This is a genomic window from Sulfitobacter sp., from assembly GCF_036961165.1.
Classification (GTDB): Bacteria; Pseudomonadota; Alphaproteobacteria; order Rhodobacterales; family Rhodobacteraceae; genus Sulfitobacter.
Genome location: NZ_JBALVJ010000032.1, coordinates 1 through 13,401, shown reverse-complemented (window position 1 = coordinate 13,401; position 13,401 = coordinate 1). Strand labels below are relative to the sequence as shown.

At 57.5% G+C, this 13,401-nt stretch carries 13 protein-coding genes and 2 pseudogenes; 12 read left to right on the top strand and 3 right to left on the bottom strand.

What is annotated here, in order from left to right; genetic code table 11:
- Positions 1–102: 102 nt before the first annotated feature.
- The 10 genes and pseudogenes from V7730_RS13715 to V7730_RS13675 all read left to right on the top strand — a co-directional run bounded on the left by V7730_RS13715 (position 103) and on the right by V7730_RS13675 (position 8,831).
- Positions 103–1,854 (top strand): PHA/PHB synthase family protein, encoded by a 1,752-nt coding sequence (locus V7730_RS13715; protein ID WP_335748160.1) that lies wholly within the window; start codon positions 103–105, stop codon positions 1,852–1,854.
- Positions 1,855–2,010: 156 nt separating this feature from the next.
- On the top strand, positions 2,011–3,204 hold the full coding sequence (locus V7730_RS13710) for an acetate/propionate family kinase (RefSeq protein ID WP_335748159.1): 1,194 nt from the start codon (positions 2,011–2,013) through the stop codon (positions 3,202–3,204).
- A gap of 81 nt (positions 3,205–3,285) precedes the next feature.
- A complete protein-coding gene (locus V7730_RS13705; RefSeq protein WP_335748158.1) occupies positions 3,286–3,693 on the top strand; it encodes a hypothetical protein in 408 nt (135 codons plus the stop codon).
- Between the two features lie 41 nt (positions 3,694–3,734).
- Positions 3,735–4,097 (top strand): hypothetical protein, encoded by a 363-nt coding sequence (locus V7730_RS13700; RefSeq protein ID WP_335748157.1) that lies wholly within the window; start codon positions 3,735–3,737, stop codon positions 4,095–4,097.
- A gap of 91 nt (positions 4,098–4,188) precedes the next feature.
- Positions 4,189–4,878: pseudogene (locus tag V7730_RS13695) on the top strand (YfcC family protein); the annotation flags it as partial.
- A gap of 8 nt (positions 4,879–4,886) precedes the next feature.
- Entirely contained in the window at positions 4,887–5,666 is a 780-nt protein-coding gene (locus V7730_RS13690) for a hypothetical protein (protein ID WP_335748197.1), read from the top strand.
- Positions 5,663–6,757: pseudogene (locus V7730_RS13685) on the top strand (arginine deiminase); the annotation flags it as partial. The gene V7730_RS13690 and the pseudogene V7730_RS13685, both read left to right, overlap by 4 nt.
- A gap of 62 nt (positions 6,758–6,819) precedes the next feature.
- Positions 6,820–6,897, top strand: a complete 78-nt coding sequence (locus tag V7730_RS22655) for an arginine deiminase family protein (RefSeq protein ID WP_443070225.1) — start codon at positions 6,820–6,822, stop codon at positions 6,895–6,897.
- 10 nt (positions 6,898–6,907) lie between these two features.
- Positions 6,908–7,909, top strand: a complete 1,002-nt coding sequence (argF, locus tag V7730_RS13680; RefSeq protein ID WP_335748155.1) for an ornithine carbamoyltransferase — start codon at positions 6,908–6,910, stop codon at positions 7,907–7,909.
- A 1-nt stretch (position 7,910) separates the two neighbouring features.
- A complete protein-coding gene (locus tag V7730_RS13675) occupies positions 7,911–8,831 on the top strand; it encodes a carbamate kinase (protein ID WP_335748154.1) in 921 nt (306 codons plus the stop codon).
- Between the two features lie 20 nt (positions 8,832–8,851).
- Here the strand turns inward: V7730_RS13675 and V7730_RS13670 are convergent, their stop codons facing one another.
- On the bottom strand, positions 8,852–9,601 hold the full coding sequence (locus V7730_RS13670) for a Crp/Fnr family transcriptional regulator (RefSeq protein WP_335748153.1): 750 nt from the start codon (positions 9,599–9,601) through the stop codon (positions 8,852–8,854).
- 137 nt (positions 9,602–9,738) lie between these two features.
- Here V7730_RS13670 and V7730_RS13665 point away from each other — a divergent pair, with 137 nt between their 5' ends.
- Positions 9,739–9,978, top strand: coding sequence for a hypothetical protein (locus V7730_RS13665; RefSeq protein WP_335748152.1), 240 nt, complete (start codon positions 9,739–9,741; stop codon positions 9,976–9,978).
- 99 nt (positions 9,979–10,077) lie between these two features.
- Entirely contained in the window at positions 10,078–10,902 is an 825-nt protein-coding gene (locus tag V7730_RS13660; protein WP_335748151.1) for a sugar kinase, read from the top strand.
- A 29-nt stretch (positions 10,903–10,931) separates the two neighbouring features.
- Here V7730_RS13660 and V7730_RS13655 read toward each other — a convergent pair whose 3' ends face one another.
- Together V7730_RS13655 and V7730_RS13650 are read right to left on the bottom strand one after the other, a co-directional pair.
- Complete coding sequence (locus V7730_RS13655; RefSeq protein WP_335748196.1) at positions 10,932–11,531, bottom strand: Hint domain-containing protein; 600 nt, start codon at positions 11,529–11,531, stop codon at positions 10,932–10,934.
- 85 nt (positions 11,532–11,616) lie between these two features.
- Positions 11,617–13,347, bottom strand: coding sequence for a calcium-binding protein (locus V7730_RS13650; RefSeq protein ID WP_335748150.1), 1,731 nt, complete (start codon positions 13,345–13,347; stop codon positions 11,617–11,619).
- Positions 13,348–13,401: the final 54 nt, after the last annotated feature.

Sequence of the window (13,401 nt, the reverse complement as noted above, 5' to 3'; positions counted from 1 at the left end):
GCTGCGCGACACTAACCCAGATTAATTCAGCGCCGCAGCGGGAGAGCTAGATTGGAACGGAAGCAGGGCGGTGATCCGTCCTCCAGCTAAGGAGCCATCGTTTTGGACAGCAAACACCCCAGCAAAACAGTGCCTGAATCAAAGACTGATACAGGCTCAAGCAACATCTATGACAAGATTGACAGTGTCGCCCACGCAAACGTCGCCACGGCCACGTCTGGTCTTTCGCCTTCTGTGTTAGCCGAAGCATGGATGGATTGGGCGACCCATCTGGCTGTCTCACCGGGCAAACGGTTGAAGTTGATGCAACAGTGTTTGCAGAATGCCCAGACACTCTGGTCGGCAAGTCTTAGCATGACGACACCAGAGACGCCCGATGATCGCCGCTTTGCCGGCGAGGGCTGGCAGAAATATCCGTTTAACGTGATGAGCCAGGCGCATCAGCAGTCTTGGCAATGGTGGCAGGACGCCATGACCGGCGTCCACGGCGTAACCCCCGAGCATGAAAACCTGCTGGCCTTCGTGGCAGGTCTGGTTTCGGATACCACGGCGCCATCGAATTTTCCTCTGACCAATCCCGATGTCGTTTCAGCCACTCTCGCAGAGAAAGGCCAGAACCTCGTGCGCGGGACAAAAAACCTGATCGACGATGTAGTTGCCAAAACCAACAATACGCCCCCGACAGCCCCCCAGCCCTATGAAGTCGGGCGCAATATGGCTGTCACGCCAGGAAAAGTTGTCTTTCGAAACGACCTGATCGAGCTAATCCAATATGCGCCCACAACAGGACAGGTCCGGCCAGAGCCGATCCTGATCGTTCCGGCATGGATTATGAAATACTATATCCTCGACCTATCCGCGCATAACTCTCTGGTCGCGTTCCTTGTGGGGCAAGGGTTCACCGTGTTCATGATCTCTTGGAAAAACCCCGACGCGTCGGATCGCGAACTGGGCATGGAGAACTACCGCAATCTTGGTATCATGGCGGCCATAGATGCAGCGCTTTCAGTCACCAAAGCGCCACAGCTTCACGCTGTGGGCTACTGCCTTGGCGGTACGCTTTTGTCGATCGCAGCTGCAGCAATGGGACGTGACAAGGATCTACGCCTTGCCTCAGTCACCCTGCTCGCCGCTCAGGTCGATTTTACCGAAGCAGGTCCACTGCGTCTGTTTATCAATGATAGCGAAGTCACGCTGATCGAGGATATGATGGCGCGGAAAGGATATCTGTCATCCGAGCAGATGGCTGGCGCTTTTGCCCTCCTGCGCGCACGTGACCTGATCTGGGCACCGGCGATCCGCGATTACCTGTTGGGCCATCGCGGTGATGCGTTTGATCTGATGGCATGGAATGCCGACGCGACGCGGATGCCTGCGCGCATGCACTCTCAATACCTGCGCAAAATGTTCCTGAACAACGATCTGTCCGAGGGGCGTTATCGTGTCGCAGGCAAAGCGATTGCCGTGTCGGATATCCGCGCGCCGATTTTCGCCGTCGGCACCGAAGACGACCATGTGGCACCTTGGCAATCAGCCTACAAAATCCACCTATTCACCGACACAGACGTGACCTTTGTGCTGACCAGCGGCGGGCATAATGCAGGCATCGTCTCAGAGCCGGGCCACCCGAACCGACACTTCCGGATTGCAGAAACGTCGGCGCATGCCACATACCGCGACCCATGTGACTGGACCGACGAAAACGCCGTCGAAGAAGGCTCATGGTGGACACCTTTCGCGAGTTGGCTTGAGGCGCGGTCCGCAAAACCTGTAGCGCCCCCACCGATGGGCACGAAAACAGGCAAATATGCCCAACTATGCGATGCGCCCGGCACCTATGTGATGCAGCGTTAAGACGGCTAAATCGGGCGAGTTTCTGATGTTCCTGCCACGCGTGGCTGGTTGATCAAAAGCCCGGGAGCTTGACCCGATGGCCCGATAATGCAACCTCACAGCGGACCCTGCGCGGCAAAGCACTGCGTTTCATCAGATATCGGACAGAATTACCCTATGACCAAAGCGATACTTGTGCTGAACGCAGGCTCATCAAGCCTCAAATTTGCGGTTTATCCTGAAGCATCGCTTTCAACGGGGGCACTCTTGCGCGGTCAGGTCGCGGGGATCGCTACAGAGCCTACTTTTTCAGCGCACGATGCTGCGGGCAACAGAGTGCCTGTGGGGTGCTTTGCCCAGATGGATAGCGCGACAGGATCTGACGATGTGATCCGAATGTTGCTGGACTGGCTGCACACCCACTTTGCCGGACTGAAGATCAAAGCGGCAGGACACCGTGTGGTGCACGGCGGCCTACATTTTTCAGGGCCCGCGCTGGTCACAGATGCGCTGCTGGAAGAGCTCAAAGCATTGGTGCCACTCGCCCCCATACACCAGCCGCAAAATCTGGCGGCTATCGGATATGTCGCGGCCTCGGCGCCCGGCCTGCAGCAAGTTGCCTGCTTTGACACCAGTTTTCATAGCACCCAAGACCCTCTTGCAAAAATGTTTGCCCTGCCGCGCGACCTGACCGATGAGGGAGTGATACGATACGGTTTCCACGGCCTGTCTTATGAATATATGGCCGATGTCCTGCCCGAACACATAGGAGCCAAAGCTGAGGGCCGCGTGATTGTGGCGCATCTGGGCAGCGGTGCCAGCATGTGTGCCATGAAGGACCGGCGCAGCGTCGCGACCAGCATGGGGTTCACTGCCTTGGACGGGTTGATGATGGGTCGGCGTTGCGGCGCGATTGATCCTGGCGTCCTTCTATATCTGATGCAGGAAAAGGGCATGGGCGCGGCAGAAATCGAAACATTGCTGTATCGCGAATCCGGTCTGCTGGGCGTGTCGGGGATCAGCAATGACATGGGCGTGCTGGAAACCAGCACCGCACCACATGCACAACAGGCGATTGATCTCTTCTGTTTTCGTGCAGCGCGTGAAGTAGCCTCGCTTGCGACGACCATCAGCGGGCTGGATGCGCTGGTTTTCACCGCCGGCATTGGCGAGAATTCGGCCAAGGCACGTGCGGACATCTGCGCGCACCTCAAATGGATGGGTGTTGATCTAGACCCCGATGCGAATGCGCAGAACGCGTTGCATATCAGCCCGCAAGGGGCCATCATAGACGTTCTTGTTATCCCGACTGATGAGGAAGCCATCATCGCACGGGCCACTCAGGCGCTGACCGTTTCGGCCGGAGCCTGATCTAGGTCAGCGCCGCCCAGCGCCACACTTGCTAACCTGCTTCTGATCGGTGCCCCCAGCTCCGGCATGACAGGAGCTGCCATGACACTTTCTACGATGAAGCTAAGCCGCGATCCGGAGTTTGAACCTTTTCTGGGTGCCCAAATGGGACAGGACCAGCGCGGTGCCAATGTCTCCGTTCTGTCGATGCTTGCCCGACTTGAGATTGATCCTTGGAGCGATCTGGCCGACATGAAGGAAATAACTGCGCGCAAACGGTTGGAGGCACTGCTTGGCCGCTTTAAGGACGTACCCACCCTTGTTACTGACCGCAGCCGCGTGGCGCTGGCGTTGCTGGCGCATCTGCCGGAACGCCGTCCCAAGACCAAAACAGCCGCCAAAGAGGGTGCCGTGCAGTCACGTCAACTGCCCTTCGGCATGGTCATGTTCTGGGGCGTCGCTGCTGTGCTTCTTTTCATCTGGGTCACGTCACTGGCACAAGTGAACTGACTTGCACTACCCCCACAGCCCTTATCCGAAAGGTAACCAATATGACTGCTGAGGCCACCCTCTGGGAACTAGAAGAGAAATTCTGGACGCAAGGCGCGGATAGTGCGCGCAGCATGACCGCAAAAGGCGCGGTGTTCGTGTTCCCCTACCCTGTCGGCATTCTGAGCGGCAACAACCTATGGCGCGAGGCCGAAGTGGCGCAACGCTGGCGCTCGGTCGTGATGAGTGATCGGTATTATTTGCGTAAGGGCAATATTGCTGTTCTTGCCTATCAAGCCTCCGCCGAACGGGACGCCGAGGCGATTTATGAGGCGCTATGCACCTCAACCTATGTGAAGGATGAAGACGGCTGGCTGCGAATGATGCACCAACAGACGCCGATAGCAGATACCGAGGAAACCTAGGGCATATCTGCGGAATTCTGCGCCGCGGCTAACCTCGGTCAGTCCGCCCGCCGTCGCCCCCGAATAAGCTAAGTCTAGACGATGCAGCCACATGTCGCGGGCTGCGCAGGCAAAGGTTATGCACATGGCAGATCCAGCATCGATTCCTCCCGAACCCACCTCTCGCTTTCACTTTCCGTCGGCCTATACGATCCTGCTTGCCTTGATTGTTATTGTCGCCGCGCTGACGTGGGTGGTTCCCGCGGGCCAATATGAACGTGTGGCGTCAGAGGCGATGGGTAAAGAGTTGCCCGTTGCTGGCACCTACGCGCTGACCGAGGCGAACCCGCAGGGGTTTTTCGACGTCCTCCTCGCCCCCATCGCGGGTTTCTATGATCCGGGCAGCTATAGCGCGAACGCCATCGACGTGGCCCTGTTTGTCCTCATGATTGGTGGCTTTCTTGGCGTCGTCAACGCGACCGGAGCCATTGATGCAGGGATAAAGCGCGCCATGGTCCGCCTGAAGGGGCGCGAGAAATGGATGATCCCGATCCTTATGGGTCTGTTTGCCCTTGGCGGCACGACCGAAGGCATGGCCGAAGAAACGCTGGCGTTTTATGTGCTGCTGACGCCCGTGATGATTGCGGCTGGCTATGATGCGCTGACCGCAGTGGCGGTAATCCTTTTGGGGGCTGGCGTGGGTGTGCTTGGCTCAACCGTAAACGCCTTTTCGACGGTGATCGCCTCGGACGCGGCAGGTATCCCCTTTACGGACGGGCTCATGCTGCGCGTTGTCATTCTGGTACTGACATTCGTTGCAACCGTGGCCTACGTCATGCGCTATGCCGCCCGGGTAAAGGCGATCCTTCCCGCTCGCTTGTCTTTGACCTCAAGGAAGCGAACGAGGCGCATTTCCGCAGCACATCCGATTCGTCCGAGTTCACCGGCCTGCACAAATTTGTGCTAACCCTCTTTGGCGCCACCTTTGCGGTGATGATCTGGGGCGTGTCCTTTGGCGGCTGGTGGATGGCCGAGATGAGCGCGCTTTTCCTTGCTGCCGGCATTGGTATTGGTTTGATTGGCCGTCTGGGTGAAAAGGGTCTGACCGATGCTTTTGTGGGCGGTGCACGTGACCTGCTTGGCGTGGCGCTGATCATTGGCCTTGCCCGTGGCATCGTGGTGATCATGGACGCGGGTCACATGACCGATACCGTCCTGCACTGGGCCGAAGGCAGCGTGACCGGCCTGAACGCAATTCTCTTCATCAATGTGATGTACTGGATCGAAGTGGTGTTGTCCTTCCTAGTGCCCTCCACCTCGGGCCTTGCAGTTCTGTCGATGCCCATCCTTGCACCGGTTGGCGATTTTGCCGGTGTGGCGCGCAGCCTGATCGTGACAGCGTTCCAATCAGCCGAGGGCGTCGTCAACCTTGTCACCCCCACTTCGGCGGTTGTGATGGGCGGCCTTGCGATCGCCCGCGTCCCTTATGAACGCTGGTTGCGCTTCGTCTGGCCAGTCCTGTTATATCTCACTCTCATCATCATGGCAGCGCTCAGCATTGGCGTCTACTTACAAGGAGCACCCGCATGACCCTCACCTACGGTGTTCATTCCGAGGCGGGCAAACTGCGCAGTGTCTTGGTCCACAAACCCGGCGCGGCGATGGCGCGGCTTACCCTCGCGAACTGTGCGGAGTTACTGTTTGATGACGTGATCTGGGTCAAGCAGGCACGGATCGAGCATATGACTTTTGTCGATGCCATGCGCAATCGAGGTGTCGAAGTGGTGTTCCTGCGTCAGATGCTGACCGAGACACTCAAGGATATGGAAGCCCGCCGCTGGCTATTGGAGGCGCGGATCAATGACAACAGCGTTGGCGTCGGCCTTGCCGATGACCTGCTGGCGCATCTGATGGAGATCGACGCCGATCTTCTTTCAACCATTCTGATCGGCGGGATGAGCCGGGCGGAAATACCGGTAGAAGCAAAAGGTGTTCTGGCCCCGATGCTTGAGCCTGATGATTTCATCTTGCCTCCTCTGCCCAACCATATCTTTACCCGCGATACGACCTGCTGGATCTACGGCGGTGTCACGCTGAACCCCATGCATTGGCCTGCGCGGCGGCTGGAGACGCTGAACCTTGCTGCGATCTACCGCTTTCACCCCGATTTCAAAGATGCAGGCTTTCCGGTCTGGTGGGGCGATCCAACCCTTGATCACGGCCCCGCAACCGTAGAGGGCGGCGACGTCATGCCAATTGGCAATGGCGTGGTCCTGATCGGTATGGGCGAACGCACCACTCCGCAAGCTGTTGGTCAGATTGCACGCGGCCTGATCGCAGGCGGCGGCGCCACACGGGTCATCGCCTGCCAGTTCCCAAAATCACGCGGCGCGATGCACCTTGATACCGTCTTTACCTTCTGTGACCGCGACCTAGTCACTGTCTTCAGCGAAGTAACTGACGCCATCCGCTGCACCAGCCTGCGCCCCGGCGATGGCGACACCATAGCAGCAGAAGTTGAAACAAAGCCATTTCTTGAGGTTGTCGCCTCGGCGCTTGGTCTTAAGAAACTGCGCACCGTGCCCACCGGCGGCGGTTCCTATGAGGCCGCGCGCGAGCAGTGGGACGATGCCAACAACCTGCTGTGCCTCGAACCCGGTGTTGTCGTCGGATACGAGCGCAACGTCTATTCGAACACCCTACTGCGTAAAGCAGGGGTCGAAGTCATTACCATTCCCGGACCATTCCCGGATCAGAACTTGGCCGCGGACGCGGTGGGTCGCATTGCATGACCTGCCCATTGATCCGCGACCCTATTTAAGGACCATCCCATGCCACAGAACTTGCGCGGACAAAGCTTTCTCAAGCTGCTCGATTTTTCGCCCGACCAAATCCGTCACCTGCTGAGCCTTGCTGCTTCTCTGAAGATGGCCAAGACTGGCGGATATGAACAACCCCGCCTTCAAGGCAAGAACATCGCGCTGATCTTTGAAAAGGACAGTACCCGTACACGCAGCGGCTTTGAGGTGGCCGCTTATGACCAAGGCGCCCATGTCACCTACCTTGGGCCATCAGGCAGTCACATCGGCCACAAGGAAACGATGAAGGACACCGCCCGCGTTCTTGGACGGTTCTATGATGGGATTGAATACCGGGGCTTTGGCCACAAGGACGCCGAGGTGCTGGCCGAATTCGCTGGCGTGCCAATTTTCAACGGCCTGACAGATGATTTCCACCCAACGCAAATCCTTGCTGACCTGATGACCATGCGCGAGTTCACCCATAAACACCTCTCCGACATTTCGGTGTGTTTTATGGGAGATGTGGGCAACAACACAGCTGCCTCCCTGCTAACAGGGGCAGCCCTGATCGGCATGGATGTCCGCCTGTGCGGCCCGCAAAGCTGTTGGCCGGACGCGGAGCTTGTGACCCACTGCCGGAAGATAGCCGAGACCACTGGCGCGCGCATTACCCTCACTGAAAAACATGCCGAAGGGCTGGAGGGCGCGGATTTTATCTATACCGATGTCTGGGTCTCCATGGGGGAACCCGACAGCGTTTGGGAAGAACGTATCGCCTTGCTGTCCCCGTATCAGGTCACATCTAAGGTCATGGAAAAAAAACGTAATCCCTATACCAAGTTCATGCATTGCTTGCCCGCCTTTCATAACCGCGAGACCGAAGTTGGCGAGGAGACGTTCCAGAAATACGGGATCGACTGTATGGAAGTGGCGGAGGAAGTATTTGAGAGCGGTGCTTCGATCGTCTTCGATCAGGCTGAAAACCGGATGCACACAATCAAGGCGGTTCTCGTCGCCACGATGGGGCCCTGATATGCGCGTGGTTGTCGCCCTCGGCGGGAATGCATTGCTGCGTAGGGGGGAGCCGATGACAGCAGACGTACAGCGCACTAATGTGCGCATTGCGGCTGCTGCGCTTGCGGATTTGGCGTCGGATCATCAGATCATCGTGGCGCATGGCAACGGGCCGCAAGTGGGGCTGCTTGCCCTACAGGGGGCGGCGTATGACGCTGAAAAACCCTGGCCTCTTGATGTTCTGGGGGCCGAAACCGATGGCATGATCGGCTACCTGATAGAACAAGAACTGATGAACGCGCTCCCCGACGGAGGCCGCTGCGCCACCCTGCTTAGCCGTGTCGAAGTGGATGCCAAAGATCCTGCCTTCGACGCGCCTAGCAAACCCATTGGTCCCGTCTATTCGCAAAAAGAGGCGGCAGAGGCGACCCGTTCCCACGGATGGGAGATGGTGAAGGAAGCCACCGGCGGATTGCGCCGCGTTGTCCCCTCCCCCTTGCCACAGCGCATCATTGGACTGGATGCAGTAGAGGTTCTGTTGAACTCTGGCCACACGGTGATTTGCGCTGGTGGCGGCGGCATTCCCGTCATGCGCAACGCGGCGGGTGATATGGAAGGCGTTGAGGCGGTGATCGACAAGGATCGCACGTCGGCGCTTTTGGCTTTGGGGCTTCATGCCGATGCGCTTTTGCTGCTGACAGACGTGGCGGGCGTTTACCGCGACTTCGGCGCTGCGGAGCAAAGCCTGATCGGCGCGATTTCACCACAGGAGCTTGAGCCGCTTGATTTACCCGCGGGGTCGATGGGACCAAAAGTGGATGCCGCCGCGGTGTTCGTTCAGGGCGGCGGCAAGCTGTGCGGCATAGGGCAGCTGACGGATGCCCGCGCAATACTGGAAGGGCGCGCCGGAACGCGGGTGACACAAGGGCTCGGCTCTTAGGGGCCGGGCGAAAACCGCAATCACAGCATCAGTGGCCCGACCTGATCCAGATATGTCTTTTCAAAGTCCGCAAACTCGACCAGCTGATCATAGTCATGAAACGTGACAAATCCGTCGCGGAACGTGACCAATCCGGCCTCGCGCAGTTGGCGCAGCACCCGATTAACATGCACCGCACTAAGGCCAAGAGCATCGGCCAACAGGTACTGGGTCAGTGGACAGGCGTAACCGTCTCTACCACCCATATTGATAAGAGCCAGCCGCGCCTCAAGTTCGAGCAGAAAATGCGCCATACGTTCTGCTGCGCCGCGCCGGCCGATGCCGACCAGATGCTCGACGACCATCGCCTCATCCCGCGAGGCAGCCCAAAGCACGGCCGTGCCAAGGCGTGGCTGGTCCGAAAAAACAGCTAGAAGATCAGCGATATAAACCTCGATCACTTCGATATCGGTCACCGGCTCGATGCTGTGGTCAGACATATGAAGGAGGATGCTGCGCAGACCGAGAAAATCACCCGGTATCTGGAAATCTACGATCTGGCGTTCACCGTTATGCAGGATCTTATACGAACACGCCCATCCGGAAACGAGGATATACGCGACCTGTTCCGACTGCCCCTGATGCATCAAATCACGCCCGACGCAAACGGTGCGCCGTCGTTTATATAATCCGTCAAGAACGGTCAGCTCCGCATCCGAGAGCGCAACAAATGCCCCCAGTTTACGGGCAAGTGATCTGCTCTGAATTAGGTGCCCCTTTTTTTGCGCCATATGTGTTCCTTATCGAATAACTGACTGCCTAAACTAATTTCGATCAGCGCGAATGACTGAATAATCTGCATACATTGCTTCATTCGCTGCGCCGGGCCAAGTCACGGCATGTAAAAAATCTGAAAGGCTGGAATAATATGTCTGACCACAACACAAATTCAGGGATGGCTGCTCTGTCTATCTGTGAAGCTATGCTGCTGGCGCTAAATGATGCGAAGATCCTACCCGAGCGCGAGATCGTCGGCATCCTTAAAGACGCCGCCGCAGCGCATGAAAATGCAAGCGGATCAACGGCCGAACTTCAGACGCATAAAGCGGTTGCTGTACTGATCAACAAGATCATACTTGGCGGTAACTCAGTCCGACGAGGGTTGTAAGGCCCCTATCCCTGATCGGCCTAGCGCGACAGAACAGCGCAAGAACCTCGGTTTTTTTTCAGGACATCCCGACATGACCCGTATTGTTTCGATCGGAGAATGCATGGTCGAGATGTCACCGGTCGGGGTCTCCGGCGCCTGCTGCCCGCCCACTTTGACATTGATTATCTCACAGCAGTGGGGCGCGACAGCACCTCGGATCAGATGATCGAATTTATGCGCGTATCGGGTCTGGGAACCGATCACATCCAACGGCGCGCAGACCTAGCTGTCGGTCTATATGTGATCCAGCTTGATCAGGGCGAACGCAGCTTTGCCTATTGGCGGGAGCAAAGCGCGGCGCGCACCCTTGCCCGTGATATTGGCGTGCTGGAAAGAGCGCTGAAAGATGCCGATGTAGTATATTTTTCGGGCATTACCATCGCGATCCTATCACAAGAAGACCGCCGAAACCTGCTGCAAACGCTTGGCGCGTTCCGCACTCAAGGGGGCATGGTCGTCTTTGACCCAAACCTGCGCCCGCAACTATGGACATGCGCGCAAGAGATGACCGATATCATCACACAGGCGGCTGCGGTTAGCACAACGGTTTTGCCATCCCACGCAGATGAGGCCGAATGGTTCGGCGACCGCGACAGTGAGGCGACCGCAGCGCGATACGTAAGTCACGGCGTGCTCAACGTTATCGTAAAAGATGGCGCGAAACCGATCCTTGGCGGCGTCGGCGCAGAGACGTCGTGGCACAAGCCGGAGATTGTGGAGCATCCCCACGACACCACTGCCGCAGGTGACAGTTTCAATGCAGGCTATTTGGCCGCTACACTTGAAGGAAAAAGCGTCGCTCAGGCGATCCGCGCGGGCGCATCCTTAGCGGCGCATGTCATCCGGTCACCGGGGGCTTTGGTCGAGGTACTTAAGGCATAATCCCCGCACCAGTCGGCAAATCTGGAACCTCAACCAACCATCCCCTGCAACCCGTTGATCTGTGTGGCCGAGAACGCATTAAGCACCTTTGCCTCTTTCGCATTGATCGACATTCGCGCCGTATCACCGTAGCCGCCCATGTTGCTGCGCAACTCGGGAAATAGGGCAAACAGTTCTTCGCGGGCATTCTGTGCCAGCTTGCTAACCCCGTAACTTGCAGGGTGGAAGCTTTCGGCGGGGATGCCGTTGGCAAAGATGATCTCGTGCTGTTCGAACATGATGTGGATGTAGGTCACGTTTTCGCATGGTTGAAGCACGATGTTTTTACCATCAATCATATGCAAGGCTGGAACCAGCACTTCGGATCGACCGAACAGCAATTCCGATTGATAGCCCTTCACCAACATCCGGTGTTGAGGTGACACCGTGAGGCCGCCTGTTGCACCGGGCCAGACAGATTTTGCAAAATGCACTGGCGCAAAGCGGCCCTGACCGCTGACCGTGGTTTTTCCAATCCAGCCAATTTTCTGCATGCCGTTATCTTGGGTGATAACCGGATCGCCTACTCTCAGGTCTTCGATCTTTCGAAGACCTGAGAGTAGGCGATCAGCGTACCCGGCACGAAACAGATGATATTCTCGATCTCGGAGAAGCTGACAACGGTGCCGTCCAGCAGTTGCACCGTACCGGATTGGCCCCCCGCTTCACCGCTTGCTACGGTGATGTTGAGCGTAGAGCGTCTGCCTGCCCGGCGAGATCAAGCGTATCACCGTCGGCCTCTCCGCCTTCGCCGCCTGTAATCGTGATCGTGCCTGCGGCCGCCTCTCCCAGATCGACCAGCGTAAAGGTGTCATCGCCGTCACCACCGCTGAGCGTGTCGCCTTGGGCCGCTTGAATGATGTCATCGCCCGCACCGGCAATTACGGAATCCGCACCCAACCCACCGACAATTGTGTCGGCTCCGCTGCCTGCATCGACGGTGTCATCGCCACTGCCGCCCAGCACACTATCATCACCGTCTCTGGTGCTGACGTTAATGCCGCTTGTCGTAGCAGTGCCGTTTACGGTGCCATTATTATCGCTCAGCTCAATCCGTTCGATCTCGAGGAAATCCAACGTGTCAGTTCCATCACTCAGCGTACCCTCTTCGTTACCCGTAAAGGTCAACGTCACGGGGTCCACGACCGAGGACGTATTCAGGCTGATAATGTCAAAGTCGCTGCCGGTGGTGACAGCTTCACCGCCATAGATAGTATCTGCGCCAAAGGCGCCTTCGATAACAATTCTGTCGTTATCAGCGCCGCCGTCGATCAGATCAGCACCGGTCATGCCATTGATGACGTCGCTGCCATCCCCGCCGTTGAGGGTGTCTGAACCGTCAAAACCGAACATCGTATCGTTACCGGCTTCACCGAGAACCAGATCATCACCTGCGCCGGCAAGCACAAAGTCATTCCCGTCGCCCGCAAGAATAGTGTCGTCGCCCGCGCCACTCGACGCCGTGTCATTGCCGGCACCGGCCTCGACGCTGTCATCGTTGGAGCCATCAAGGGCATCGTTATTGTCGATCATGTCCCCTTCTGGATCGCCCAGATATGAGCTGTTGATATTGTTGTCGCCCGATGTGCCTTCGACGATATAGTCAGGCGCCGGAGGCGGCAGGATCAGGTTTTCGATCTCGGCAAAGTTGATGGTGATCCAATTGCCGGCTGCGTCCTGCACCTCGACACTGCCGGAGGTGCTGTTCGCATCGACATCCGGAGTTTCGGTCAGTGCGCGGTAATAGGTCCATGAAGCAAGATTAAGCATATCGTCGTCGATACCGCCCGTGCCGCCATCAACCGTTACGACGCCGCCATCAGCATAGCTGCCCGCAATGACGTTGATGTTATCGTTGTCATCGCCACCAAAAACAGTGTCGTTGCCAGACGTAAGCGCAATATAGTCGGCGCCCGCCCCTGCTACGACAGCGTCATTGCCTTCGCCGGCGTAGATGGCATCGTTGCCGTCTCCGCCAGCCATCGTGTCGTTGCCGGTTCCGCCCCACATGCTGTCGTTGCCTGTGCCGCCGAGCATACTGTCAGCTCCGGCGCCTCCAGTCATATTGTCGTTGCCGTCGCCACCCAGCAGCGTGTCGTTATCTTCACCACCGTTAAGATTGTCGTTGCCGCCCCCACCAATCAGCGAGTCAGCGCCGGCGTCACCTTGCAGATAATCATCGCCTTCCGAGCCAATTAGCGTATCCGCTCCGGTCCCGCCATAAAGCGAGTCATTTTCTGTCCCGCCAATGATGCTGTCATTGCCCTCTTCACCATGAAGCACATCAGCACCGCTGCCGCCGCTGATGGTGTCGTTGTCCAGCCCCCCGAACACGGTATCATTACCGGCCCCCACAACGATGCTATCTGCATTTGTTCCAGTGGCGTTGTCAGCGGCATCAACCATGTCTGAAGTGGTCCGGCAAAATTGGACAGCGTGCTAAGATGTATCCAACCCGAA